Origin of the sequence: Schlesneria paludicola DSM 18645, assembly GCF_000255655.1 — a bacterium.
Lineage (GTDB): Bacteria > Planctomycetota > Planctomycetia > Planctomycetales > Planctomycetaceae > Schlesneria > Schlesneria paludicola.
The window spans coordinates 2,450,826-2,473,500 of record NZ_JH636434.1 but is presented as its reverse complement, the minus strand read 5'-3'; the positions used below and the strand labels follow the sequence as shown (position 1 = coordinate 2,473,500).

Below are 22,675 nucleotides of genomic sequence, written 5' to 3'. Positions count from 1 at the left end.
CGCCGAGTTTACGACTCGAGACATAAACGAGGGTTGCGATGAAGAAAAGCGCCAAGGAAGTGCGGCTTGCGGCGGGCGAAATCGAGATTCTAGAGATCCTCTGGAGAAACAAGTCTCTGACGATTTCCCAAGCTCATGAAATGCTTGAGCGGAAGGTCGGTTATACGACGGTTCAGACGCGATTGAATCGGCTTGTAGAGAAGGGGCTGGTGCAACGGACGGGACTGCATCCCGCCAGTTACGAAGCCTTGATTCAACCGGATGCCGTGACGCGCGGTGACCTGAATTCGCTTATTCGGCACGTCACTTTCGGACAAGTTGTTCCGTTGGTAGCGCATCTCGTGAAAGACCGCACGCTGTCGAATGACGAAATTCGCGAGCTCAGACAGCTCATTGATGACGCGGAACGCGCTCAGAACCAGGCTCAATCGAAGGGGAGCACGCGATGAACGAAACATGCGTTGACCTGCTTGCCGCTTTGCTTCGCAGTGGAGGGACCCTGACGTGTGCCGCGGTCGCCGTCCTCGTTTTTCAGCGAATTGTTCCCGTTTCGTCGATTCGCCTGCGGCGCTGGATGTGGTTTGCCGTCATCTTGCAGGGATGTTTGCTCGTTCGAATCCCGATGACACTTTCCCTCGTTCCTGCTGTTCACAACCTGGTGGTCAGTCAACCGTCAGAGTCGGCCGAGACTTCAAGTGTTTTTGAACGACCGAATATTGCGATCGTTGTCGCGGACGTTCTTTTCAACTCGGACCTCGTCGAAGCGGAGACAAAGGCCCGATTGACCGGCGGATGGTGGGGCTTGCCTTGGGCGACGATCCTGGCGGCGGTGTGGGCATTGGGAATCGTGAGCCTTTTGGTTCGGTCGGGACGGCACTATTGCCAATTTCTTCGCAGTCTTCCCCCGCTCGCGCCTGTGCCGCAGGAGTGGATGGATGAGCTCAATTCATTGCGATCGGACGTCGGTGAATTTGGTGCAGAGGTGCGTCAAAGAGTCACGTTGCGAGGTGTACCGCATGTCGGACCATTGCTCTGCTGGCATCCGCGTGGCTATCAGTTGATTGTTCCCACGGACATCTGGAGGTTGTTGAAGCCGCAACAGCGTCTAATGATCTTGCAGCATGAATTGGCGCACTTGGAGCGAGGCGACATCTGGAAATCGTTCGTCCTGCGATTGCTCGCGCTCCCTCATTGGTTCAATCCATTTGCCTGGCACATCGTCAATCAATTCGACGACGATGCCGAACATGCCTGCGACGACACCATTCGGCGGGCCAGTCCGCAAAATGCGATTGAATATGCGCGTACCTTGTTGCTTTTGGGAGGATCCCGTCAGGCAACATTTTTCGCGCCGCGGGCCATTGGTGGCCACGGCCTGGCGGATCGCATCCGCCGTCTCACTGTTTCGAATTCAAGGAAGGACTCGAACATGAAGAGAATTGTCATCTTAAGCGGATCGATCGGTATCTCGTTGATCTCCCTTTTGCGTTTTCAAATCATGGCGGAGGAACGGCCGATCCCGACGGCACAGGTCGTTCCGTCGGCAAGTGGACTAAGTCAATTGGAGAACGGAGCCGCACTGAATGTCACGTTGGGAAATGCCACCTCGACGTTGGCCAACACCAATCCGACCGAGGCGGTTGTCGATGTCGGGGTTCTCTTCAAACATTCGCTGAAGTTTGCGCATGATCGGGAGAAGCTGAAATCTCACATCGCCGATCTCGAGCGTTCCTTCAAGGAAGACTCCGAAATCGCGAAGCGTGACGGATCGGAACAGAAAACGATAGAGCTTGAACTGTCACGTCAGAGGACATCAGAGGGGCTGCTCGCGATGGAACGTGAGATCTACATTGGCACCTTCAAAACAATTGGCGAAGAAATCCGACAGTACGCCAAGGCGAATGGAATTCGTTTGGTCCGCCGACGAAATTCCAATCCAATGACTTTGTCATTTGCTGGCTCTGTAATTGACAATCCCGCGATTGGAATCAGCGGTGTAACCATTAAAGGGGGCATTGAACGCGGTGCTATTATCGTTACGAGTTCAGGGACTCAACAGGGCGCGACCGTCCAGCTCAACGTATTTACCGATGCACCTCAGGAGAATGAAAGTCATTCTGTGCTCGTGGCTGAAGGTCCAACGAATGCGATTGCAATCGATGATCCATCTAAGGTCTTTCGAGCATCTCAAAGTTCCTACTTTGGCTTCAGCGACATCAAGGACGGCAACGGACAGCCTGCCGGCGTGGCCGTAGCCGACAGTGGCGTTAATCTTACGAATACCGTCGTCAACGTCGCTGTTGCCGATCGTCCAGCTGATGGAAGCCGTGCCCGCCCCTTCAATACGATTTACAATACGTTCCAATTGAAGGCAAATACTGTCAATTCTCTCACGGTCACCGGGACGGAGAAGTCTGGTGATTCGTATCAACGAATGCTTCAGCAAGAAGTACTGTATGTGGAACCGGGAGAGGAACTCGACATCACGCAAGAAATTCTGAATCGCATGAATGCCAAGTTCCAAACTGGGACTGAACAGCCAAAGCCCTGACCGCAGCGCTGTGAAGATTTTTGGGGATCTCGCAAAGTCGTCAATTTGCGTGGAAGATTTTCAGGCCCAACAAGACTGTCCGGCCTCGTTGGGCCTGAGGAAAAACCTCACGACGCAACACATCCGCGATTGCGTCCGCGTTGATTGGCATCTGGAAAAACACTGAAACAATCCATCACAGAATTGTCTGACCCGTCGTGAGGGATTGTTTCAGTGAAAAAAGCGGACGGAGGATGAGAAGGTTCTCTCATCCTCCGTCCGCTCTGCGAGTTAACTGTTTGTCGAACAAAGGACGTGCACTTCGGGGAGTTGAGCGAGACTCGGGACGCGGCTAACGGAATCATCCGCCCGTCAATGTTCCACTGACTGTCACGATTCCGCCATCGCCTCGGCCGTTTGGCGTGCCGCAATGGTTTCTAGAATCATTCGCTCGACCTCATCAAGGCTGATTTCGGCGAGTCGACTTGCGAGTTGTAAGTGTCGTTCCGCGAGCATTGCACGCTCGGTCACTTCGTCTGGAGTGTGTTCAAGCTCCCATTGGTTGTGCATGGCGGTCATCTCGAGCCGCTGATGCTCATACCACTGCATCAATGCCGTACGCCCCCGTGCGAAACCTTCTTCGCTGGTATCCGTGCTTCGTCGAGCTTTTCATGAAACGGACGCCAAGTGGCGCCGATGTTCGACTCCAATGATTCAATTCAACTGTTCAAACTCGCAAGTTTGTAGCGCACGTCGTTGATGAGCTGTCCAATCATTTCGCTCCTGATGCGTCCTTCTTCGTGGAAGTGACGATTAATGCAATTCAACAAAGCGTCGAGAAAGGAACGAGTCACCATTCGCGGATGTGCGCGGAACTCAAGTTCGGTGCGATTGCTCAACTGAAGCCGCGAGTTGTGCTCAAGCAGATCAGGCGAAGCCCAACCGTTCGATAAGAACGGAGGGCATTGGGACTATTGGTTAGTTCGATGCGAGTGGATAGTCTCGAACTCGCATGCATTGTAATGCCATCTGCAATTTACGTTCGACCAGTTCAGCTGGCTTCACGTGACTGCGAACATCGGAAATCAAGATTTCGTCACCACGAATCTCGGCGGTCTCGACGGACAGGCTGATTTGGGAATTCTTCTGACGATCGCTGAGAGTTCGCATTCGGTTACTCCTTCGTGAGATTTGTCGGCGATGTGGTTCTTTGCCAAAAAGCCATAAGGCGAACCATGTGCCAAAGGCGTCGAAACGCGGAAGTTTTGCGAAAAGTCATATCAACACAAGAATTCCGTCGCGTTTGGAGCAGCGATTGCAAAGGGCCCATCGGCGAAATTCGCGCGAAAGCAGATCGGCCTGGTTGAGGATCGACCACCTTTCGTCAGAGACCGCAGTGCCGACTGATAAATCCAGCGTGTCATTGGACTGGCATATCGCTTGCGTGGCCGCATCCTCCGTCGCCTCGCACATCCTTCAGTCGAGCCATTAAGTCATTAAAAAAAGAGAAGAGACGCAGTATGCGCAAACCTGAAGCGAGGAGTTCGTGGCGTGAGCTTCGAATGATCGTCAAGCGAGGATACTCGGTCTTACGGCTCATCAATCGCCGCCGAAAACTTGCCTTGGCGGGCGCGACCTTACTGATGGTGGCTACGAGTGCTGGTAACACAGGCGTCGCATTGTTACTTGGCGGATTGATCGATCGAATTCAAATGGGGATCAACGAAGGGCTGTCGCGTGAGACGCTGTACCTTCAAGCGTTCTGGATTCTCGGTTCGATCTCTGCGATCTATTTCTTTCGAGAAGTGATCAACGTCTATCGTCGCTATCTGGTTGAAAGTAGTTGTACGTCGCTGAATCGGGACATGCAGTTGCGCCTCGTGGAGCACATGCTCAAAACCGATCTGGGCGCGTTGTCGCAGGATAAGGTCGGCGCGCTGCACGGGAAGATTTTTCGTAGCGTTGACGGTCTCGTTCGTTTTACGCGCCTGATGTTTCTCGACTGTTTGCCCGCCTTGATGACAGGCCTGTTCGCGCTGCTGGCCGCGGTGACGAAACAGCCGATCTTGGGGGCCGTAATGCTGGGCGTCATACCGCTGGCGGTCTGGTTAACGCTGATGCAACTGGCGTCACAAAAGGGAGTGAGGCTGGATCTAATGCGTGACTGCGAAGAGATCGATGGGATCGTCGTCGAGCAGTTGAATGGAACCGAATATATCCGCGTCGCCAACACGTTTCATCTGGAGGTGGAACGACTGTCGCGTGCGACGGCGCGTCGGCGTAAACGCGAAGTTCATCATCACTTTCAAATGTCGCTATTCGGCTGCGCCAAGTCGCTCAATGAAGGTCTGTTCCATGTGCTGGTTCTGAGCTTGGCAACCTATCTGGCGGTGAATCAAAAGATCAGCTTCGGCGATATCCTGACGTTCTCGGTTTTGTTTCTGAACGTGATGACCCCGTTAAATGAAATTCACCGCGTCGTTGATGAGGGGCATGAAGCGAGTCTGCGCGTCAGAGAGCTACTCGAGATGCTTCATCAACCCGTCGATCCCGTGTTCATGGTCGATAAGAATTCGATCGCCGCACTTGATCGCGACAAGCCTGCGATTGTGATTGAGGACCTGACGCTGGATTACGGGACGACCGACGGCAGGTTGAAACGCGGGCTCAACAATGTTTCGCTGCGGATTGAACCGGGTCAGACGATCGGAGTCGCGGGGGCATCAGGGGCGGGGAAATCGACTTGGATCAAAGTCCTACTGCGATTGGTTCATCCCACGGCAGGGCAGGTCTGGATCAGTGGAGTCTCTCTCGAGCAATTTCATTGTGAGGATTTGGCGCGATTCGTTTCCTATGTTGGTCAAAACCCATTCGTGTTCTCGGGCTCGATTCGCGAGAACATCGCCTATGGAAATGGAGTGGTCACGGAGGAGCAGGTTCGCCATGCAGCGCAACTGGCTCATCTGGACGAGGAAATCGAACAGATGCCGAATGGTTACGACACCCTGGTTCTGGAACGCGGACAGAACATTTCCGGTGGTCAGCGGCAGCGGTTGGCGATCGCCCGTGTTCTGTTGAAGAACGCACCAATCCTGATTCTCGATGAAGCCACGAGTGCTCTCGATAACATCAGCGAGCGCGCGGTGCAGCACTCCCTTGGAGTGACCGAACGTTCGCGAACCACGATCATCATTGCGCACCGATTGAGTACCCTCAAAGATTGCGATCGCATCCTCGTTTTTGATGGCGGTCGGATTGCTGAAGAGGGCACTTATCAAGAACTTGTCGAGATGGGAGGTCTCTTCGCTGAACTTGTCGCGTCAGGAGAAACTCATTCGTCCGATGTGGTCGTTTCTGCTGTGTAGTCCAGAAATTCGATCGCCAAAGAACGCAAACGCGGCCATTCGCAGAGAATGGCCGCGTTCAATGATTTGCCATCATCGTTACTGCTTCAATGTCAGGTTGATCGACAGCAATCGAAATCGTGAGTCCTATCTGTATTGCCGACGATTTGGTCCGGTGTGTGAGCGGACCTGAACCGCGACTATCTGCCCAGCATTTTTGCGACGAAGAAGATGACAATCGCCCCGAAGAAGCCTCCGCCAAGCAGCAGGTAAATCAGTGAGTATTCCGCGGCGGCCAGTACGAGAGGAATCGATAGCGTCATCATGATGGGTTCCTTGAGATTGCGATTGGGTTTCGAGTTCCACATTCGGAACGTTTCAAAACTCTTTACGCAAACCGTATACCGCGACCTTCTGCATCGTTTTTTGAGCTGGAAAGGGCACATTTGCCAAGTATTTCAAACGTGATTGGCAATTTCAGTTGAAACGCTGGTCGGCAACGAAGCTCCACGTGATTGCCCAGCGTTCGCATCGACGTTTGAGGGGACATCTCCCAACTCGAAATCGAAAAGGCCCTCGTGCGATCGTGCATGAGGGCCTTTTCGATTTCACTCGTCTTCGTTTGTCATGGATCCCTGAGAGAGGGCCATGCCGTCAACGAATTATCGATGCCGGTTTGCGTCTCTCATTATGGAGTTGTCGACATGATTGTCGCGTTCGACTGTGACGACGCGACGACGGGAAACGGACGCCGCAGAAACAACCGATGCGGTTCCCACGATGGCCACTGCAATCCAAGACGTCATTGAGACTCGTTGATCGTTGGACAAGTAAGTGGTGACGGCTGCCGCAACAGCCAGTCCCAGGGGAACGACAGTGCCCGAGGCCACAACTTTCCAGGAATCCGGTTGTGGCTCCAACAGGACTGATCGATCCAGGACATTGTCGCGTTGTCGATCAATCTGGTGCTCTCGACGCACCTCAATGGCGGGGCGGGCAGCATCGCCGTTTTCCATGGTCATATTTGCTGAAGACATTGTGATGCTCCTTCAAAAAAGGGTGGAATGAGGTTTGGCACGAAACACTCAATCGTTGATGTGAAAGTTCGTGAGCCAATGGACTTTGATTCTTGCCCCCGGGCCGGGGCAGAACGTCACCGCGAATCTTGGACCAACTGGGAACAACAACGCCGTCATGTGATGTGAGTGACATGACGGCGTGAAAATCACATGGATGCTGTCAACTAGCCGTGACTGATGGTCACTTGCTCTCCCGCGTGCGCGATCATCAGTTCGTGAATATCATCGGCGTCGCCAGCCTCTGTGCGAACTCCCATCACAACTCCGCCCTCAAGCAACGCTTTGTTATAGACCTCGGCATCTTGTTTCGGGATGCCCAGTCCGACCATTCCACCAACGAGGCCGCCTGTGACAGCGCCCGCTCCACCACCTGCCAAGGCGGCAAGGACTGGTCCGGCGACGATCAAATTGAGGCCCGGGATCACAAGTGCTGTGCCAACGGCTGCGATCGCCGCGAGCGTTGCGCCAACCATGGTCCCAATGCTGCCGCCGACGCCAACGCCTTCGGCAGCCATGTTCCCCGCCGAAGTTCCATGAATTCGTGGCTCAACTCGCACCGGAGCTGCGACGCCCGAAGTCTCGTCGACATCGATCGGCGCGCTGGCAACCGAGAACGGAGGATCGTCGTCTTCCCAAGGATACTCGCGCGATCGTGTCTGATCGGACATCATGATGTTGATGTCGCTCGATAAGTAACCGCGTCGCATTAGGGCGCTAAAACAGTCATCGGCGGACCATCGATTTCGAAAGACACCGACGACCGTTTTGTGTGCTTGTGGCTGAGTCATATCTCTTCCCCCTGTCCGCTTCCGCGTCCCCTGCGTGAGGACCCGATGGTACGAACGAGTCAACATAGAATGCGCTGCACGGATGCAAGCCGACCGCAAGTTGCCGATCACCAGCAAGGTTGTTCGTCACCGCGTATCGCAAATGTCAGGGGGGGTTATGCATATCGCGTGCCAAAAACGGGCCTCGTCAGGGAAGTCCGGACAGGGGGTCGTCCTCTTCTTCGTGGCCCTGAGAATCGTCGGTCCTTCAGTGAGGCCTGTTCGAATTCGTGTGATTCCGCGCGGGACAATATCGACCGTCATGTGACTCCGTTGGAGCCATTCGGTTTTGTCATCGAACTTGCGACGAGTGGTTCCGTATCGGCGTGAACCATCTCTGCGATCAGCCGCGCGTACCAGGCACAGTTCAGGCCAAGTCGATCATCTTGGAGAGGATCACGATCCGAGACGTCGAGCGCCGCTGAATGGATGCCCAACAAGCACCACCGTTCTTCGAATTGGCCAGCGACGTCTGTGGGGCGTTTGATACGCGCCACGACCGGAGCGCCGCTTGTTCCGCGATGCATGCGAGCATCTGTCAGAAAATAGGGCTCGCCTTTAAACGGGTGCGAGAAATCGGTGGCGACGACGGCCTGCCGAATGATTGGCAAGTTGTGGTACGTGTCATTAAATCCCAATGGAAATCCCACAATCAATACGGATTGCCCCGGCGGCAGCGTTTGGTCTTCGCTGAGCACATCGGACGGTCGAAAGGCGTCGATATGATGTTGGCTGAGCATTGTCGGGTCGGTGATCGAAACCGCGACGACATCGACTTTCGAACCGTGTTCGGGGTGTTCACGCCACTGCATTACGCCGTCTTGGTAGAGCGGAATCACGATGGTTTCATTCGCGGTCAGATCTGCGGAATTCGTATGAACGAGAATGCGAAGTTCGTCTGGTTCGTGCCCCGCCGCTTCGTCTTTCACGACATGACGATTCGTGATTAAGTAAAGAAACCCGGAATCGAGGTAGAAGAAGCCTGAAGCGTTCGTGCAGCGGGCGTCGTTCTTCCACGTTTCGACGCGGACCGCACGAATAAAAAGATCTTCCGATTGCATGGCGGTTACTCCTGTCGGGGCGGTGTCGCCCTGATTGGCCCTAAAATACGCTGGATGTCCCTACACGCCAGCGTTTTGCCTTTCAAATGCAGCTCGCGTGCCACTGAATCAATCAAATCCATTCCTTTGCCGCGGGAACACGAGCCCCTCCCTGACCTGTGATCGGCCAAGCAATTTGGTGGGCGGCACGAAATGGGTTGCGCTCCAGAATAGCAATCTGGAGGTTTGCCGTTCAGGCGATCCGGCAAAGAACGTCAGTTCTCAATCGGATGCTCGTCTGGAACGCTTACGCGAGTGTGGTCGAGGTGCTCAATTCATGTGAATCGTGATCGCGGCACAGCCACGCTGTCCCGACAGGAGCGGGAGCTTCATCCTTAGGGGCGCTGACCGGCTCGTCGCAACGTCTTTGCCGTGTCAATTTCGGTTCGCAGCAACGCGGGAGAACGCGCATTCTCCTGTTTGATTCCACTTTGGCATTCCGTTTGCGTTAAGGCCCTCCACGAGTCAAGAACCTCGTGGACAGTTGGGTGATCGCTGATCAATGTCGTTGGATTTTCACCGGCGTCAATGAAATTTGCGACGGCCATCGAGTTCGCAGGCGTGATTCGTCAAATGGTTCCGAGTGCGTCGATTTCAACGTGAAATCCAAACAATCGGGCCAGCTCAAACCATCGGAGAAACGAATCATGTTGAACTGGGCGTTGACGTTTTTGATTATTGCGTTGATTGCAGGTCTTCTGGGTTTTGGCGGGATCGCTGGCGAAGCGTCTTGGGTTGCTCACGTCTTGTTTGTCGTCTTTCTGGTGTTGTTCCTGGTGTCGTTGCTGACTGGGCGACGTGTCCCGCCGGTCTAGCACCCGGAGATGATCTTGTGGCGATGCTCCTGCATCGCCTTCCGGTGCGAATTGGAGCGGGATCATGATGGAGCAACGAACGATGGAGCCGATCATCGAAACGAACTCCGATCAGACAACGGATCTTCTGATCGGAGTGACGAGCGGGCACCCATGGGGGATGGTGATCGGGGGAGTTCTTGGTGCAAGCACGGCCTGTGCGACGGCTGCGGTACTGATTGGTCCCATGTGGGCTGTTGTAGGGGCCCTCGTGGGGGCGACCGCTGGCGGACTTGGTGGCCGAGCGATCGCCGAGATCATTGAGCCACGCAACTTCGATGTACGATTCTGGGATCATGATTTGATCGCCTGTGGAAATCGACAGCCAGCGAAGGGTACGAATCCGAAGGCACGTGGCTCAATCGCGGAATCCACCAATCCTTCGGATCATTGCGAATTGCCATCCAATCGCCGTTTGAATGAGAACAATGTTCAGGAGCGGTTTGAGCCCTAAATCCGGCTCCCGCGAGGCGACCTCTTTGTGTTTCTCACGTCCCAGACAACACGTCGCGGTTGCGCGATGCAGTCAGGTCAATATCGCGCGCACGGTGCGCGGCGACCGTTGCAATTCCATTGGTGACGATTGTTGAAGAAGGTGCCGAATGCAGTTGGAAACGGATTCGCAGAAAACACGAGAAATCGAAAATAGCGTCGCTGCCGTCCAGCGGGCTCCGTTTTGGCAGCAGGCGATCGTGATTCTGTGTGGGGCTGTTACGACGGTCGTGCTCGTGGTCGCTCTGCAGTGGGGACGTCCGGTCCTGATCCCGGTTGCGTTGGCTGTGCTTCTCACGTTCTTGATGAACCCGCTCGTCAAGATGCTGCATCGCCGTGGTGTCCCGCACTTGTTGGCGGTGATCCTCGCGGTTGGGTCATCGGGCATCGTTCTGATGGGGCTGGGCTGGATGGTGACAGCGCAGGTCTCGGGAATGCTGACCGAACTTCCGCGCAACACGGAAAAAATCAAAGCCAAAGTCAAAACGCTTCGTCAAATGGGGGAACGCCCCACGAACGAAGGGATTGGCCAGATGATCGACGAAATCAGCAAAGAGATCGCTGGTCCATCTGAAACCGCTTCGCAGCAGGGGGGGAAAGGGGATGAGGCCAATTCCGGAAACACCAATCATGACACCGTCATTGTACGTTCCGAGCAACGCGGCTGGTTTCATTTGGCGGACTACGTTGGGTCGGCAGTGGAAGTCTTGGCGACGTTGGGGTTCTCGCTGGTGCTCCTGGTCTTCTTTCTGACAGAGCGTGAGGATTTACGAGATCGTGTGGTCTTACTTGCGGGACGTGCGAAACTGGCGATCACGAGTAAAGCGCTCGAAGACGTCACCGAACGAATCAGTCGATATATCGTCATGGTCGCGTTGGTGAATGGTGGTTTCGGTTTGGTGCTCACGATTGGTCTCTTGGCGCTTGGTGTACCGTTCGCGCTGCTCTGGGGTTTTGTCGCCGCCGTGCTGCGTTTTTTGCCGTACATTGGGCCCTGGGTCGGGGCCGTCTTTCCAATTACCATGAGCCTTGCCACGTCGGACGGATGGGCCCAACCAATCACCGTCCTTTTGTTTGTGGGATTTGTCGAACTCTTCACAAACAATGTCGTCGAACCACTCTTGTTCGGTCACACGATTGGGGTCTCGCCGACGGCCTTGCTGGTTTCGGCTGCATTCTGGCTCTACTTGTGGGGGCCGGTCGGACTCGTGTTGTCGGCCCCCTTCGCCGTTTGTCTGGTCGTCATCGGCAAGAATATTCCACAGCTCGGGTTCTTCTATTTGCTGATGGGAGATAAGCCCGCGCTAAAGGCCGACTACAGCTATTACCAGCGTCTGATGTTGCGGGAAGATCAAGAAGCTGCCGACTTGATTCTGAAACGCATACGGACCACTCCGCCAGAACGAATCTACGACGAAATGCTGATCCCTGTCCTGAATTTTACGAAGCGGGATGTACACCGGGGGTATTTGGGCGAGGAAGACCAGCAGGGGGTTCGCGATGGAATGGACGTGTCGTTGTCAAAGCTTGAGAACGCGTTGGGACTGTCCGAACGCATTGATGCAAAGGTGACACCCGAAACGGTCGCATCGAACATCGAATTGGCCGAACCTCGTGTGCGAATCTTGGGCTGCGCTGCGACGGACGAATCAGATCTGATGACGCTGCGGATGTTGAAGCAGCTTCTTGATCCATGCCGTTGGGATGTGCAGATCATTGCACTCGAAACGCTGTCCTCGGAATTGATGATCGAGATCGAGAATCGTCCGCCCGGGATTGTGTTTATTGCGTCATTGCCTCCAGGAGGATTGGCACACTCGCGCTATCTCTGCAAGCGACTTCGAAAAGTGGCGCCGGATTTATCGATCATCGTCGGACGGTGTGGTCAAAAACGAAATGCGTGGCGCGATCAGGAAGAGCTTGAAAAGGCCGGTGCCAGCTTTGTAACGAACAGCCTGCTCGAATCAAGAAATCTCTTGAATGCAAGATTGCCGCTTCTGTCTGGCAGCCTATTGAAATAAGGGGGACAGGTACGCGGACCTTCAGGCTGTCATTGAGTGTTTGATTCCGGGTGGAGCCAGTCCCAGTGATCTCAACAGCCTGCAAGGGCATAAGCCAAGGTTGTCATGGGTGCGCTCCGCACGCCCCTTCTGTAGTTCAGGAATGTGGAATGCGATCGGATATTGCTTCGAGTGAAGCAGGTTTTTCTAACGAAACGTGCACTGGAGAAGAATCATGAATTGGGATCAGGTCAAAGGTGGTTGGAAGCAACTTCAAGGTCAAGTCAAAGCCAAGTGGGGAAAGCTGACGGACGACGACTTAACCGTCATCTCTGGCAAACGCGATGAATTGGCCGGTGTTCTGCAACAAAAGTATGGCTACGCGAAAGATCAGGCTGAAAAGGAACTCGATCAATTCATCCAGTCGATCAAAGAGTGAGCGAAACCTTCGCTCGAACGAGATTCGTCAATTTATCTATTTAGGAGAGTGCGGAATGAACAGATTGTTTTTGGCCAGCATGCTGATTGGTTCGACCATGATCGTTACCGGATGTACTGAAAAGTCATCTGTCACTAGTGAAACGAAGGTGAAAACGCCGGGAGGTACGACCACGGTGACGACGAAGAAAGATGTCGAAAAAACGGGAGATCACAAGGACGCCGGCGATAAAACCGAGACGCCATGAACCGTTCGGCAACGGATGCTCGAACCCTGTTGAGGCAAGTGGGGCAAGCACCTTGGCGTTCATGACGCCAAGGTGCTTTTTGAATTGGGACGGAGCGAGCCCTCGGATTTCATCAGGCTGCAAATCGGCGAACGGATTTGACCGATTCCCGATCATCGCGAACTCGATTGGATCAACCGTGAGGGGTTTTGCCTTCGCCATCTCGCCGCAATTCGATGCGACAATGGTTTTGAAAAGAGAAACTGGATTTGGCGCACGAATTGCCCTGTTCTGTCATTTACCAAGACGCAATCGCGTTGAGGAGTATCCCGGACTTATAACGGAGAGTTTGAATCATGGCTGACGCAATGACTACAGCACGAAATAAAGCCCAGCAGGCCAGTGAATCTTGCGCACAAGTTGCGACGGATGTTGCCGACAATGTGAAAAATGCCGCCAGCTACGTGGCGGAGCAAGCGAAAGACGCCGCCTGCCAGGTGTCAAAGCAGGCGGCGACCGCCGGTTCGTATCTCGATTCGAAAGCGGAAGAGGCAACCTCGGCCCTGGGGGGTGGACTGAAAGCCGCTGGCGATGCAATTCGTCAAAACGTACCGCACGAAGGTCGATTCGGGCAGGCGACCTCGACAGTGGCACAGGGACTGTCCGATGCGGGAAATTACATCGAACGAGAAGGTCTGAAAGGGATCGGCGGTGATTTGACCGGCCTGATCAAGAACAATCCGATTCCTGCGCTGCTGCTCGGAATCGGTCTCGGGTTCCTCATGGCACGCGCTTCGACACCAAGGAGCTAACCCATGTCGACGAGCGTTTCTCCTGGTCCCAATGAAAGTCCCTCGGTCACGGAGCTCATCAGTGGAATCGTTGGTGATCTTCAGGATTTAGGAACACAGCATTTGGCCCTGTTCCGGAACGAGATTAATTCCGATTTGAGACGCGTTTCTGAAGCGGCGACCTCGCTTGTCGTTGGGGTCGCCGTGCTTCAGGTCGGAATCATTCTGCTTTGTCAGATGCTCGCGCACGGATTGTCTTCGGTTGCTCCGGCAGTCTCACTGGCCACATGCTACGGCATCGTCGGCGGAACAGTGGCGTTGATCGGTCTGATCGCGATCGCGATGGGGATCAAGAAGTGGAAGAGTGTTGAGTCACTTCCGAATCGCACGGCTCAAGTTCTGAAGGATGACGTACAATGGTTGACGAAGCAGTAGTCGAAGTTGAACAAGAGCAATTGCGAAGTGAAATGGACGAGTCTCGCATGGCCTTGGTTCAAAAGATTGAGCAACTCGAGAACAAGGTCTCCGAGACGGTTCAAAGTGCGACGGCATCCGTCGCGGACGCGACTGCCAGCGTGATGGAAACCGTTCAGAATGCGACCAATTCCGTTTCCGAGACAGTTGATTCCGTGACATCGGCCGTTCAAGGAACTGTAGATACGGTTCGTCAATCGGTCGAAGGAACGGTGGATTCCGTCAAAGAAACGTTCGATCTGACTCGTCAGGTTGAACGCCATCCGTGGCTGATGCTGTCTGGGGCGGTTGCGCTAGGGTACTTCGGCGAACGATTTCTTCGTTCGAATGAATCTGTACCGACATCGCTGCCGCGACCTGACCTGTCGAGATCTTCTTCCCGTGGACGAATGGAAGAAGGGGCTTCATCGAGCTTGGATGAAAGTCTCTACCAGCCCTTTTTGAATGAACCTGCACCGCAAGCTGTTCCACCTACCCAAAATCCGCCATCGGCTAAAAAGGCCTCTGCGGCACCGCCAACGGTGGGATTGGCCGAAACAATGGTCCAAATGTTCGCGCCTGAAATCTCAAGACTGCAAAGTCTTGTTTTCGGGATGGCGATGAGTGCCGTGCGGGATGCCATCGTTCCATCGATTCCGGTCTCGTTTCAGCAACCGGTCGATGAAATCCTTTGCGGATTCACTCAGAAGTTGGGTGGTCACCTGCCAGCTAGCGCTGGGGTGGCAAAGTCAGCCGAGGTGGAAGGCGCCATCAACACGCTGAATGATACGTAATGCGGGAACCCAGACAGGGGATTTTGACAAGCCGGTGCCTGGGGGCTGTATGACCTTGAGAAGCATCTGGCAGATTCTTCGCGTGGCGATGCTTCAATTCATGGCCGATGGCGTTCCCAGGATGGGAGCCGCCCTCGCGTTCTATGCAACGCTTTCGTTCGCACCCTTGGCCGTTATTCTCATCGCCCTCGTTGCGCTTGTGTTTGGTCAATCGGTCGCGGAAGGTCGGATTCTTAGCGAACTGGAGGTGACCGTCGGCCCTGAGGCAAGTCATGCACTTCAAACGATGATCACGGCCGCCGAATTAAAGTCGTCCGGCCCGATCCGTTACCTGGTCGGATGGATGGCACTTCTCATTGCGGCCTTTGGGTTCTTCTTCGAACTCCAGGATTCGATCAATCGAGTCTGGAAGTGCGAAGTTGATTCATCGCGTAGCTGGTGGAAGATTTTGCGAAGGCGGATGGTCTCGTTCGTCATCGTGGGCATTACGGCGCTCCTGTTGATCACGTCACTGCTGGTCAGCACCATGATTTCAGCGATGACCGCGGTGCATTGGGGAGCAGGCGGAATCGTATTGATCCATTTGATGCAGCCATTTATTTCCTGGGCTATCGCCGTCGGACTATTCGCGACAATCTTCTGGTTGCTGCCCGATGCGACAATCGCATGGAACGAAGTGTGGTTTGGTGCGATCGTTACGGCATCGCTGTTCGTCGCCGGAAAGGCGTTGATCGCCATCTACTTGAGTTCATCCGCGGTGACGTCGTTCTATGGCGCTGCGTCTTCTTTTGCCGTTTTGATGCTTTGGAACTACTACACGGCACAAATTTTCTTGTTTGGCGTCGAGCTGACGAAGGCGAATGCGAACTATAGTCGCGCCCGGTAAGTCGAGAGCGAATCGCTATTTCCCCCCAGACACCGGCTTCTGGCTCGTCCCATGGTGCTATACGCGATCTCGACCCTCGCAGGCTCGCAAATTCGTTCCTTCCTACGATATTTCTCGCATGAAATTGCTTGCCAAGCGACTCGATATAGGAGCGCGCAATTTCGTTTGCATGATGTCATCGCGTTTTTGAATTCGGACGGAGCAAACCCCGTGTTATTTCGAGCGATTGCTGCTGATTGACGAGCGGCCTTTCAGGCTGTTCCACAGGCAGATTGGGCTCGACAGGGCGATTTGGTGTCGGCGATGGGGGTGTTGGCTCAAGCGGAGCAGGAATATCCTGTGGAGGAGGCGTCGGCTGGGGTTCTGCCAGGGGTGGAAGTTCTTTTGGTGGGGTTGGTTCGCCGTTCAAGATCTTTTTCCTCTCGGTGAGTTTTGATGTCGAAATGCTTTTACGATGCAAATTCATTTTTGCTCGCGCTAAGGCATGCTTCGCTGTGTTATTGCAGGTCCAACAAGCCTCAGAACTCACGTACCTGTGTAACGCTCACGTCGTGATGCTCTGAAGAACTTCGCAGTCTGCTCAGAGAGTGGCGGAGAGGTTGGGTTTGTACACTGATCTCAAATGCCCCACTGTGAAGACAGGTCGCCTGTCCCCCTTGAATTTCAATCTTGAGTTACGCGCGGGCCGCCTCGATCGCGCCGTGTGCTCCAACGGCTGTCCGCCTCTCTTTGCCGACGACATCGCGAAAATCTCCGCGGATGGCCTTCAGCGCATAGCGTTCGTAGTCGATTTCGGAGGCCGTGCGGACTCCTAGCGAACGCATGACCGGCATCGGGGGGCACCAGCCTTGAATCGAATGTTGAAGCAGAAAACCGGCGACTGCCGCAGGCAGTAGAAACCATTTCTTGTCGACAGTCGCGCCCAAAGTCAGGCCGACCAGGCAGGCAATCGATGCATTCGCTTCTAAAAGCCTTTCGATATCCCATTCTTGATTGAGTTCTCCCAATCGCTGTTCGATGGCGCCGCTGCCGCGGGCAGCATAAGCCGCAACGTTTTCTTCCGTTCGCTGGCGAATGGCTTCGTTCACTTGAGCAGCCGTATTGAGGGGAACGCGTTCAACGGTTGAAGGTATCATCATCACTTCCTCACTTTGAAAAAAAGTTGGTTGATCTCATTCTCGGATTGCAGGATCGCGAATGAGCCGAACCGTACATGCATTTTGGGTGCCTCGAAGAGGTTGAACCTCTTCAAGATCGGGACGAAGGATGCAAAGGCCGTTTTCATGAGTACGGCGAGGCGGTTTTTGGGGAAACAACGCAATCGATAGGAATGTCTTGATTGCATGGAATGAGCTGTATTTCAGATTCGTCGTTGTCGTCTTCTCGATAGTCAATCAATCAGAGTGAACGCACATCGCGCATGTCGATCTCTCGTGAACGTGCGTCATTGCTTCGACTCCTCCTGGCTGCCGCACGCGAAGTTCATTGGAGCCTGCGATGTAGGAATGGGCTTGGGGGAAGCGACCTCAGTGGAGGGGCCTCACTTTGGCCCGGCGTCGATCGGGTGACCATGCCGTTGTTTTCGTAAGTGCCCGCAACCTGGATGCAGTCGTTATTTACGGAGCGCATTTTGCATCTCGTTCCTCGCGTGTTCGCCTGTGATGGCGAGCCTGTCTGCCGAGAATTCGTGCTCGGTAATTCCAACTGATCTTCGTGATGGAATGAAAGCATGACGCATCGAATCGAATGGGACGATGATTGCGAGGACACCCTTCAGCGGCGTCTTCAAGGCGACGCCTTAAAGCTGCGGGATGGATGGCTCGAATGGATTGAGAATCAGGATGCGAAGCGTGTCCAGAGACTCAATCGACGTTCAGAACGCCACAACTCTCGCGAGTATTAGAGTTGCGCACTCGAACTTGGGATGCCCGTCGATTGTGATCAAGTCGTTCTCGGATGATTCAGATGTCATCCATTCTTCCTGGTTCTCAAGGGACTTCACGAAGCCATGAAAACTGTCTCGTTTTCGCTCGACCAGATCATTTCGGACAGTTACCAAGAACGCGCGAGCGAGTCGCCTTTGCTGGCTCTCTCTGAAGCGGAAATTATTCTTGGGCAAGATTTCGAAACACATAAAGTGTTCGTTGTCGATGGAAAAGAGGTGTTGCATAGTGCCGTGCATGACCTCAGTCACGAGTCGATCAACGTCGTCGTGGTTCAGCTAAAACGGCATAGCGATCAATTGCGGCAACTGCGGAACATCATTGATCTCGCAAAATGCCGTTCGTGAATCTCGTTCGGTTGCTATCTAGTGGCCAGCGTGGATGCGAGCGATGCGACGCTCGCGAAACGCGTCGTTCGGCCGCTCAGATTGCCCATCTCAACGAACATGGGCACCGCAGACTGACATGATCTGCGGTGCCCATCTGGCCACAACTATCGCGTGATTCGAGAACTACTTGGCGGAGACACTGAGCTTCAGTTCGTTGGTCGCATCAGGTCCACCCTTGCTGGAATGGCCGCTGACATTAACGGTAAAGTCTCCCAGAGCTGCGTCTTCCGCGGCCAAGACGCTGACTTTTGTTTCCTTCTCCTCCTTGGTGATCATTGGAGCCGCGGGGCTGAGTGTGACTCCGCTCGGCATGTTCGAGAAGTTCAACGTCACGTCCTGATCGAAGTCCGTTCCACGTTGAATGCTGATTGTCACGGACTTGCTTTCACCCTGCTTCAGCGATGTCGACAGAATTGGGAGTCGCAGTGAGAAGGTGTCGCGCGGCTGGCTGAGGGCTGGCTTCTCTGATTCAGTGATGACGGGCTTATTCGCCGAATGTGGCTGTGAGGCGGGTGGGGTTTGAGCACCGGGGCCACCCGATGTTCCCTGCATGCATCCTGATGCCGCAAGCAAAGCTAATCCGACGAAGGCACTACTGGATTTCAACATAATTCTCCCCTTTAAATCCATCTGTTCCCAATCGTGCGAACGGTGTGTCACCGTTTCAACACGGATCACGATCGGTGGTCGATTCCGCTTTTATTCACGAAGGCAGGTTGATCGACGTGTGAGTCGATCAACCTGCCTTGCTGTTTCGATGCAATTAGCGAACCTGCTTTGAAAACTCATCAAGTTCTTTTTCGGCCTGTTCTTTCGCATAGCCATATCGCTGCTGCAGTATCCCGGCGAGCTTGTCGCGCTTCCCAGCCACAACTGTCAGATCATCCTCCGTCAACTTGCCCCAGCGTTCTTTGACCGATCCTTTGACTTGCTTCCATTGGCCAACGATTTGATCCCAGTTCATATTTCGCTCCTTTATTTGAGACTCTCATCTTGCCTGCGCGTTCTGGACACGCACGTTTTCGCATCTCATTTGACTGGCGAAGTTGGTCATCAGGGTGTGAGTTAGCACTGATTTCCCCAATCAAGGGCGCAATCGTGTCATGATCGCACCTCGAAGACTGATGGCTTCTAGCAGCCCACTAAGCAACAACCCGTCAACATGAAGGGGACCGGCACTTTATTCATTACGAGCGCTTCGCGTTTTTGAGTCTTCGCGTGGCCAGTCACCATTGTTTCAGCAGAGTGATTAAGGCACTTTGTGCGCCAATCAGCACCGGATTCGGCGTTTGCGGCCTGGTTTGAATTCAAGCATGCCGGAACTGGATTTGGATCGTACGGTTCGAAGTCAGTTACAGGCGGCGTGTTATAGAAACTGAATCAAAGCGATTCTCCATTGGGAATGACGAATGGAAACGGAACGGATGTTTATGACGCGTGCGCTGACGACGGATGGATGGATGTGATCAAGCGAGAATTACGCAGATGCGTCAGGACCGAAGTGGAGCGTCAGGTGTCGGCCTATGAACAATTTCGATCCACGGTGACCGGCCAAAAAACAGTCGTCGCATCACGAAGTCTGTTTTGGTGGTTGGGACTTCGCGTCAAATCGTCACGGAGTATCGTGTTCGTGATTGGGATACTACCGGGATTGGCGACACGGGGTCATCGGCGGATGCGTGTAGCCGTTTGACCGTGCGAATCGAAACGCACGAGACCTATTGGGGAATGGCTTTGGTGGGGCAGACAACTTCAATCGATCAACGATTGCAGTTCGGTCGCAAGCCGGTCGTATTCGAATCTGAGCTTGGGAATTGCGGGAGCGAGTTGGCTTGAGTTTCCGCTGCTCGCCAGAGCTTCGATTTCCGCCGCAAATTGCTGGAATGGAAGCGCTTCGAACGTGGCTGCCAAACCTTTCAAACTGTGAGCTCGGTGGGCCGCTTTTTTCGTGTCGCCTGTTTCGATCGACTCGACAAGCTGTGCCAATAGAGCCGGGGCATCCTCCAGAAAGAAACCAATCAACGAAGTCAAAAGTTGCTCGTTCCCGCCGAGGCGCCTTAAGGAAACCTCGCGGTCGATGACTGGAGTGCCGTCGTGGATCGATGCCATAATTCTCACTCGACGAGAATTCAATTGCGGGCAATCGTGACGATGCGAGAACGGGCTCAATCCCGCAGCAGACTCGTCACGCGCCTCGAACTACGTATCAAGCCGCACTTTGCGTTCCATCGAAATGTTGAACGCGGCAATCCGATCGCGAATCTTGCCGCGTGTCACCCCCAGAATCTCTGCCGCCTGACTCTGGTTTCCGTTCGTTTCCTGCAATACGCGGGTAAACAAATATCGTTCAACGCGGTTAAGGACGTCGGAATAGAGTTCGGTCGAACCGGCTTTCAGACGGGCATCGATAAACGCGCTCAGGTCCGAGATGGTCAGGTTCTGCTGGTCGCCGCTGATCGGGATTTCGGCCGAATGCGCGGCAGCAATGGTCGGCTCTTTCCAGGTTGTGACTGGGTCTGCACCACCATTTGACTGAGTGACTTCCCGAGGCAGAAACTCAGGAATGATGATTGGGCCGATGGTATTCAGCACTGCCTGCTGTACCACGCTTTGCATTTCGCGAACGTTGCCGGGCCAGCTGTAGCTCATCAACAGTTCCAGGCATTCGGGGGACATCCCTTCGATGTCATTCTTGTTCAGATTCTGCTGCGCGCGCGTCAGGAAATGCTTGAGAAGCAGTGGGATATCCTCACGGCGTTCCCGCAGTGGAGGCAAAAAGATTGTCATTCCATTCAGGCGATATAACAGGTCGGCGCGGAATGTTTTGGCTTCGACCATTTCTTCCAGAGGACGGTTTGTCGCGGTGATCACGCGGACATCCGTGCTGATCGTTTCGTTTCCACCGACGCGTTCGAACCGCTGATCTTGCAGCAGTCGCAAGACTTTCCCTTGAACGATGGGGGCCATGTCGCCGACTTCGTCCAGGAAGATTGTCCCGCCGTGACATTGCTCAAATTTCCCAATGCGGCGTCGATCTGCTCCTGTAAATGCCCCCTTTTCGTGGCCGAACAATTCGCTTTCGAGCAGTGTGTCAGGCAACGCGGCGCAATTGATCGCCATAAACGGTTGGTTCTGACGGTGACTGTGCTGATAGAGCGCTTGCGCGACGAGTTCTTTACCGGTACCGCTTTCACCACGGATCAGGACGGGGACATCCTGTGCTGCGACGCGTCCGATCGCTTTGAAGACTTCGAGGATTTCGGGACTGCGACCAACGAAGAGCTTTCCAGCATGATCGGCCGTCGGACCGGCGGACAATGCGACCGACACGCTCATGAGTCGTCGCGAATCGACGGCGGCGTGAACCAATCGGTTCAGCTGCGGCAAGTCCAGAGGCTTCGAAACATAGTCGTACGCACCGAGCTGCATCGCTTCGATGGCGGTCGAACTTCCACTGTCGGCGGTCACAAAAATGACGGGAAGGCGGCGATCTACGGCCTGGATGTCACGCAAGACTTCCAATCCAGAACGCCCTGGCAACATGATGTCCAGCAGCACCACGTCTGGACGCCGCTCGGAAACGAGGGCCAGTCCTTGTTCTGCTGTTTCAGCCGTGACCACTTCCAGGCCCACAGACTCAAACGAATGCGTCAACATGTGGCGCACACTTCGATCGTCGTCAACCACCAAGACCAATGCCATTACCGTTCCCGCCCGCTTCGCTAGAAGTTCGAAGTTCTCGCACTTAGCCCAATTGGCTTCCAGATACATTAACACACATCACATGTGCCGCTCTAAGGCGGCTTTCTGAATGTGCCTACGAATTGAGAAAAATGAATGCGGATGCCGGGCGTGTCCGTGACGCTGGCATGAATCCGACGACATTCTGGAATGCAACGCATTTCCAGTTTAACGAACTTCGATCCAATTTTTATGCAGCTCTTCCAAAAAGATGCTCGACGGCACATTCTCTGCTACCTTCGGTTGCGATTTTGCGCTTGTAGAGATGCCATCCTGGATTTGCTGAAAAGTTCGCCGCGTTTGATAACTACATTCATAGGAAAGACATAGCCAGATTACAACGCCATGCGATTGCTCCCGTCAATACCTCGTTTTCACCCGAAATTCTTCCTTGCCGGGCAGTTGGATGTTTCGTAGGTGATCGGTAACCTGCCAATACATTGGCTCCAAACCGGCCAATCAAAGCAATTCTCTTTGTCGTATCTAGTCTCACATCTCCAAAGGCTATCGGTTCCATGCGGGCCGCACTGACATCCGCCGGACACTGCCTCAGATGGCGAGAAATTCGGTCTCAACGACAATGCTTCGCTCATCAGTTGTGTCGAGTTGTCGATACGACCGTCCGTCGCCTGCGCTTCGAAGGTGAAGGTCGCGAAAGTCCCTTTTGGGTGGCCGGCTTGCCAGCGGCGTGCTGCCCTGCCGTGGTTCGAGAAGCGGTTCCGTTGGAGACTTCAAGCCGATTGGCGATTCTTCAATTCGCGACGCAACTACTCATACCGATGTCGTT

At 54.1% G+C, this 22,675-nt stretch carries 25 protein-coding genes; 14 read left to right on the top strand and 11 right to left on the bottom strand.

Features of this window, described 5'->3' with window-relative positions:
• The first annotated feature begins 38 nt into the window (after positions 1-38).
• Positions 39-449 carry a BlaI/MecI/CopY family transcriptional regulator gene (locus OSO_RS47850; protein WP_010583603.1) on the top strand — a complete coding sequence of 137 codons (411 nt, stop codon included), beginning with the start codon at positions 39-41 and terminating at the stop codon, positions 447-449.
• The gene (locus OSO_RS0112180) at positions 446-2,551 is read left to right on the top strand and encodes a M56 family metallopeptidase (RefSeq protein WP_010583602.1); all 2,106 of its coding nucleotides are present in this window, start codon (positions 446-448) and stop codon (positions 2,549-2,551) included. Before OSO_RS47850 ends, OSO_RS0112180 begins: the two co-directional genes overlap by 4 nt.
• Before the next feature lie 369 nt (positions 2,552-2,920).
• On the opposite strand, the gene OSO_RS0112170 is transcribed toward OSO_RS0112180, so the two are convergent.
• On the bottom strand, positions 2,921-3,139 hold the full coding sequence (locus OSO_RS0112170) for a hypothetical protein (protein ID WP_010583601.1): 219 nt from the start codon (positions 3,137-3,139) through the stop codon (positions 2,921-2,923).
• A gap of 369 nt (positions 3,140-3,508) precedes the next feature.
• Positions 3,509-3,700, bottom strand: coding sequence for a hypothetical protein (locus OSO_RS0112155; protein ID WP_010583600.1), 192 nt, complete (start codon positions 3,698-3,700; stop codon positions 3,509-3,511).
• Positions 3,701-4,050: 350 nt separating this feature from the next.
• Between OSO_RS0112155 and OSO_RS0112145 the strand changes: the two genes are divergently transcribed.
• Complete coding sequence (locus tag OSO_RS0112145) at positions 4,051-5,895, top strand: ABC transporter ATP-binding protein (RefSeq protein ID WP_010583599.1); 1,845 nt, start codon at positions 4,051-4,053, stop codon at positions 5,893-5,895.
• A 179-nt stretch (positions 5,896-6,074) separates the two neighbouring features.
• Here OSO_RS0112145 and OSO_RS52250 read toward each other — a convergent pair whose 3' ends face one another.
• The 4 genes from OSO_RS52250 to OSO_RS43200 all read right to left on the bottom strand — a co-directional run bounded on the left by OSO_RS52250 (position 6,075) and on the right by OSO_RS43200 (position 8,841).
• Positions 6,075-6,200 (bottom strand): hypothetical protein, encoded by a 126-nt coding sequence (locus OSO_RS52250; RefSeq protein WP_261340378.1) that lies wholly within the window; start codon positions 6,198-6,200, stop codon positions 6,075-6,077.
• Positions 6,201-6,536: 336 nt separating this feature from the next.
• Positions 6,537-6,911 carry a hypothetical protein gene (locus OSO_RS0112125; protein ID WP_010583595.1) on the bottom strand — a complete coding sequence of 125 codons (375 nt, stop codon included), beginning with the start codon at positions 6,909-6,911 and terminating at the stop codon, positions 6,537-6,539.
• 206 nt (positions 6,912-7,117) lie between these two features.
• Positions 7,118-7,741 carry a hypothetical protein gene (locus tag OSO_RS43205; RefSeq protein WP_010583594.1) on the bottom strand — a complete coding sequence of 208 codons (624 nt, stop codon included), beginning with the start codon at positions 7,739-7,741 and terminating at the stop codon, positions 7,118-7,120.
• A 299-nt stretch (positions 7,742-8,040) separates the two neighbouring features.
• Positions 8,041-8,841, bottom strand: a complete 801-nt coding sequence (locus OSO_RS43200) for a S1 family peptidase (protein WP_010583593.1) — start codon at positions 8,839-8,841, stop codon at positions 8,041-8,043.
• Positions 8,842-9,527: 686 nt separating this feature from the next.
• On the opposite strand from OSO_RS43200, the gene OSO_RS49850 reads away from it, so the two are divergent.
• From OSO_RS49850 to OSO_RS0112060, 9 genes are all read left to right on the top strand, one after another.
• Positions 9,528-9,695 (top strand): DUF1328 domain-containing protein, encoded by a 168-nt coding sequence (locus OSO_RS49850; protein WP_010583591.1) that lies wholly within the window; start codon positions 9,528-9,530, stop codon positions 9,693-9,695.
• Positions 9,696-9,759: 64 nt separating this feature from the next.
• Positions 9,760-10,188 carry a hypothetical protein gene (locus OSO_RS47845; protein ID WP_157605159.1) on the top strand — a complete coding sequence of 143 codons (429 nt, stop codon included), beginning with the start codon at positions 9,760-9,762 and terminating at the stop codon, positions 10,186-10,188.
• Between the two features lie 148 nt (positions 10,189-10,336).
• A complete protein-coding gene (locus OSO_RS0112095) occupies positions 10,337-12,247 on the top strand; it encodes an AI-2E family transporter (protein WP_010583589.1) in 1,911 nt (636 codons plus the stop codon).
• Between the two features lie 214 nt (positions 12,248-12,461).
• Positions 12,462-12,665, top strand: coding sequence for a CsbD family protein (locus OSO_RS0112090; protein ID WP_010583588.1), 204 nt, complete (start codon positions 12,462-12,464; stop codon positions 12,663-12,665).
• A 55-nt stretch (positions 12,666-12,720) separates the two neighbouring features.
• Complete coding sequence (locus tag OSO_RS50780; protein ID WP_010583587.1) at positions 12,721-12,912, top strand: hypothetical protein; 192 nt, start codon at positions 12,721-12,723, stop codon at positions 12,910-12,912.
• Positions 12,913-13,247: 335 nt separating this feature from the next.
• Positions 13,248-13,703, top strand: a complete 456-nt coding sequence (locus tag OSO_RS0112075) for a hypothetical protein (RefSeq protein WP_010583586.1) — start codon at positions 13,248-13,250, stop codon at positions 13,701-13,703.
• A gap of 3 nt (positions 13,704-13,706) precedes the next feature.
• On the top strand, positions 13,707-14,117 hold the full coding sequence (locus OSO_RS0112070) for a phage holin family protein (protein WP_010583585.1): 411 nt from the start codon (positions 13,707-13,709) through the stop codon (positions 14,115-14,117).
• Entirely contained in the window at positions 14,099-14,929 is an 831-nt protein-coding gene (locus OSO_RS0112065) for a hypothetical protein (RefSeq protein ID WP_010583584.1), read from the top strand. Before OSO_RS0112070 ends, OSO_RS0112065 begins: the two co-directional genes overlap by 19 nt.
• On the top strand, positions 14,919-15,815 hold the full coding sequence (locus OSO_RS0112060) for a YihY/virulence factor BrkB family protein (RefSeq protein WP_063710378.1): 897 nt from the start codon (positions 14,919-14,921) through the stop codon (positions 15,813-15,815). The genes OSO_RS0112065 and OSO_RS0112060 overlap by 11 nt, the downstream gene beginning before the upstream one ends.
• Positions 15,816-16,489: 674 nt before the next feature.
• Here the strand turns inward: OSO_RS0112060 and OSO_RS43180 are convergent.
• On the bottom strand, positions 16,490-16,951 hold the full coding sequence (locus tag OSO_RS43180) for a DUF2892 domain-containing protein (protein ID WP_050986145.1): 462 nt from the start codon (positions 16,949-16,951) through the stop codon (positions 16,490-16,492).
• 593 nt (positions 16,952-17,544) lie between these two features.
• Between OSO_RS43180 and OSO_RS50775 the strand changes: the two genes are divergently transcribed.
• Entirely contained in the window at positions 17,545-17,718 is a 174-nt protein-coding gene (locus OSO_RS50775; protein ID WP_157605158.1) for a hypothetical protein, read from the top strand.
• 105 nt (positions 17,719-17,823) lie between these two features.
• On the top strand, positions 17,824-18,105 hold the full coding sequence (locus tag OSO_RS0112040; RefSeq protein WP_010583579.1) for a hypothetical protein: 282 nt from the start codon (positions 17,824-17,826) through the stop codon (positions 18,103-18,105).
• A gap of 165 nt (positions 18,106-18,270) precedes the next feature.
• Here the strand turns inward: OSO_RS0112040 and OSO_RS0112035 are convergent, their stop codons facing one another.
• From OSO_RS0112035 to OSO_RS0112015, 4 genes are all read right to left on the bottom strand, one after another.
• Entirely contained in the window at positions 18,271-18,756 is a 486-nt protein-coding gene (locus OSO_RS0112035) for a COG1470 family protein (RefSeq protein ID WP_040591641.1), read from the bottom strand.
• A gap of 154 nt (positions 18,757-18,910) precedes the next feature.
• Entirely contained in the window at positions 18,911-19,111 is a 201-nt protein-coding gene (locus OSO_RS0112030; protein WP_010583577.1) for a CsbD family protein, read from the bottom strand.
• A gap of 788 nt (positions 19,112-19,899) precedes the next feature.
• Positions 19,900-20,256: an Hpt domain-containing protein gene (locus tag OSO_RS47840; protein ID WP_010583575.1), complete on the bottom strand. Its 357-nt coding sequence runs from the start codon at positions 20,254-20,256 to the stop codon at positions 19,900-19,902.
• Between the two features lie 90 nt (positions 20,257-20,346).
• Positions 20,347-21,849: a sigma-54-dependent transcriptional regulator gene (locus tag OSO_RS0112015; protein ID WP_010583574.1), complete on the bottom strand. Its 1,503-nt coding sequence runs from the start codon at positions 21,847-21,849 to the stop codon at positions 20,347-20,349.
• Between the last annotated feature and the right edge of the window lie 826 nt (positions 21,850-22,675).

Bases quoted from the DNA above. Each gene is read 5' to 3' on its own strand.
- OSO_RS47850 (WP_010583603.1), top strand. From the start codon at position 39: ATGAAGAAAAGCGCCAAGGAAGTGCGGCTTGCGGCGGGCGAAATCGAG.
- OSO_RS0112180 (WP_010583602.1), top strand. From the start codon at position 446: ATGAACGAAACATGCGTTGACCTGCTTGCCGCTTTGCTTCGCAGTGGA.
- OSO_RS0112170 (WP_010583601.1), bottom strand. From the start codon at position 3,139: ATGCAGTGGTATGAGCATCAGCGGCTCGAGATGACCGCCATGCACAAC.
- OSO_RS0112155 (WP_010583600.1), bottom strand. From the start codon at position 3,700: ATGCGAACTCTCAGCGATCGTCAGAAGAATTCCCAAATCAGCCTGTCC.
- OSO_RS0112145 (WP_010583599.1), top strand. From the start codon at position 4,051: ATGCGCAAACCTGAAGCGAGGAGTTCGTGGCGTGAGCTTCGAATGATC.
- OSO_RS52250 (WP_261340378.1), bottom strand. From the start codon at position 6,200: ATGATGACGCTATCGATTCCTCTCGTACTGGCCGCCGCGGAATACTCA.
- OSO_RS0112125 (WP_010583595.1), bottom strand. From the start codon at position 6,911: ATGTCTTCAGCAAATATGACCATGGAAAACGGCGATGCTGCCCGCCCC.
- OSO_RS43205 (WP_010583594.1), bottom strand. From the start codon at position 7,741: ATGACTCAGCCACAAGCACACAAAACGGTCGTCGGTGTCTTTCGAAAT.
- OSO_RS43200 (WP_010583593.1), bottom strand. From the start codon at position 8,841: ATGCAATCGGAAGATCTTTTTATTCGTGCGGTCCGCGTCGAAACGTGG.
- OSO_RS49850 (WP_010583591.1), top strand. From the start codon at position 9,528: ATGTTGAACTGGGCGTTGACGTTTTTGATTATTGCGTTGATTGCAGGT.
- OSO_RS47845 (WP_157605159.1), top strand. From the start codon at position 9,760: ATGATGGAGCAACGAACGATGGAGCCGATCATCGAAACGAACTCCGAT.
- OSO_RS0112095 (WP_010583589.1), top strand. From the start codon at position 10,337: ATGCAGTTGGAAACGGATTCGCAGAAAACACGAGAAATCGAAAATAGC.
- OSO_RS0112090 (WP_010583588.1), top strand. From the start codon at position 12,462: ATGAATTGGGATCAGGTCAAAGGTGGTTGGAAGCAACTTCAAGGTCAA.
- OSO_RS50780 (WP_010583587.1), top strand. From the start codon at position 12,721: ATGAACAGATTGTTTTTGGCCAGCATGCTGATTGGTTCGACCATGATC.
- OSO_RS0112075 (WP_010583586.1), top strand. From the start codon at position 13,248: ATGGCTGACGCAATGACTACAGCACGAAATAAAGCCCAGCAGGCCAGT.
- OSO_RS0112070 (WP_010583585.1), top strand. From the start codon at position 13,707: ATGTCGACGAGCGTTTCTCCTGGTCCCAATGAAAGTCCCTCGGTCACG.
- OSO_RS0112065 (WP_010583584.1), top strand. From the start codon at position 14,099: ATGGTTGACGAAGCAGTAGTCGAAGTTGAACAAGAGCAATTGCGAAGT.
- OSO_RS0112060 (WP_063710378.1), top strand. From the start codon at position 14,919: ATGATACGTAATGCGGGAACCCAGACAGGGGATTTTGACAAGCCGGTG.
- OSO_RS43180 (WP_050986145.1), bottom strand. From the start codon at position 16,951: ATGATACCTTCAACCGTTGAACGCGTTCCCCTCAATACGGCTGCTCAA.
- OSO_RS50775 (WP_157605158.1), top strand. From the start codon at position 17,545: ATGACGCATCGAATCGAATGGGACGATGATTGCGAGGACACCCTTCAG.
- OSO_RS0112040 (WP_010583579.1), top strand. From the start codon at position 17,824: ATGAAAACTGTCTCGTTTTCGCTCGACCAGATCATTTCGGACAGTTAC.
- OSO_RS0112035 (WP_040591641.1), bottom strand. From the start codon at position 18,756: ATGTTGAAATCCAGTAGTGCCTTCGTCGGATTAGCTTTGCTTGCGGCA.
- OSO_RS0112030 (WP_010583577.1), bottom strand. From the start codon at position 19,111: ATGAACTGGGATCAAATCGTTGGCCAATGGAAGCAAGTCAAAGGATCG.
- OSO_RS47840 (WP_010583575.1), bottom strand. From the start codon at position 20,256: ATGGCATCGATCCACGACGGCACTCCAGTCATCGACCGCGAGGTTTCC.
- OSO_RS0112015 (WP_010583574.1), bottom strand. From the start codon at position 21,849: ATGGCATTGGTCTTGGTGGTTGACGACGATCGAAGTGTGCGCCACATG.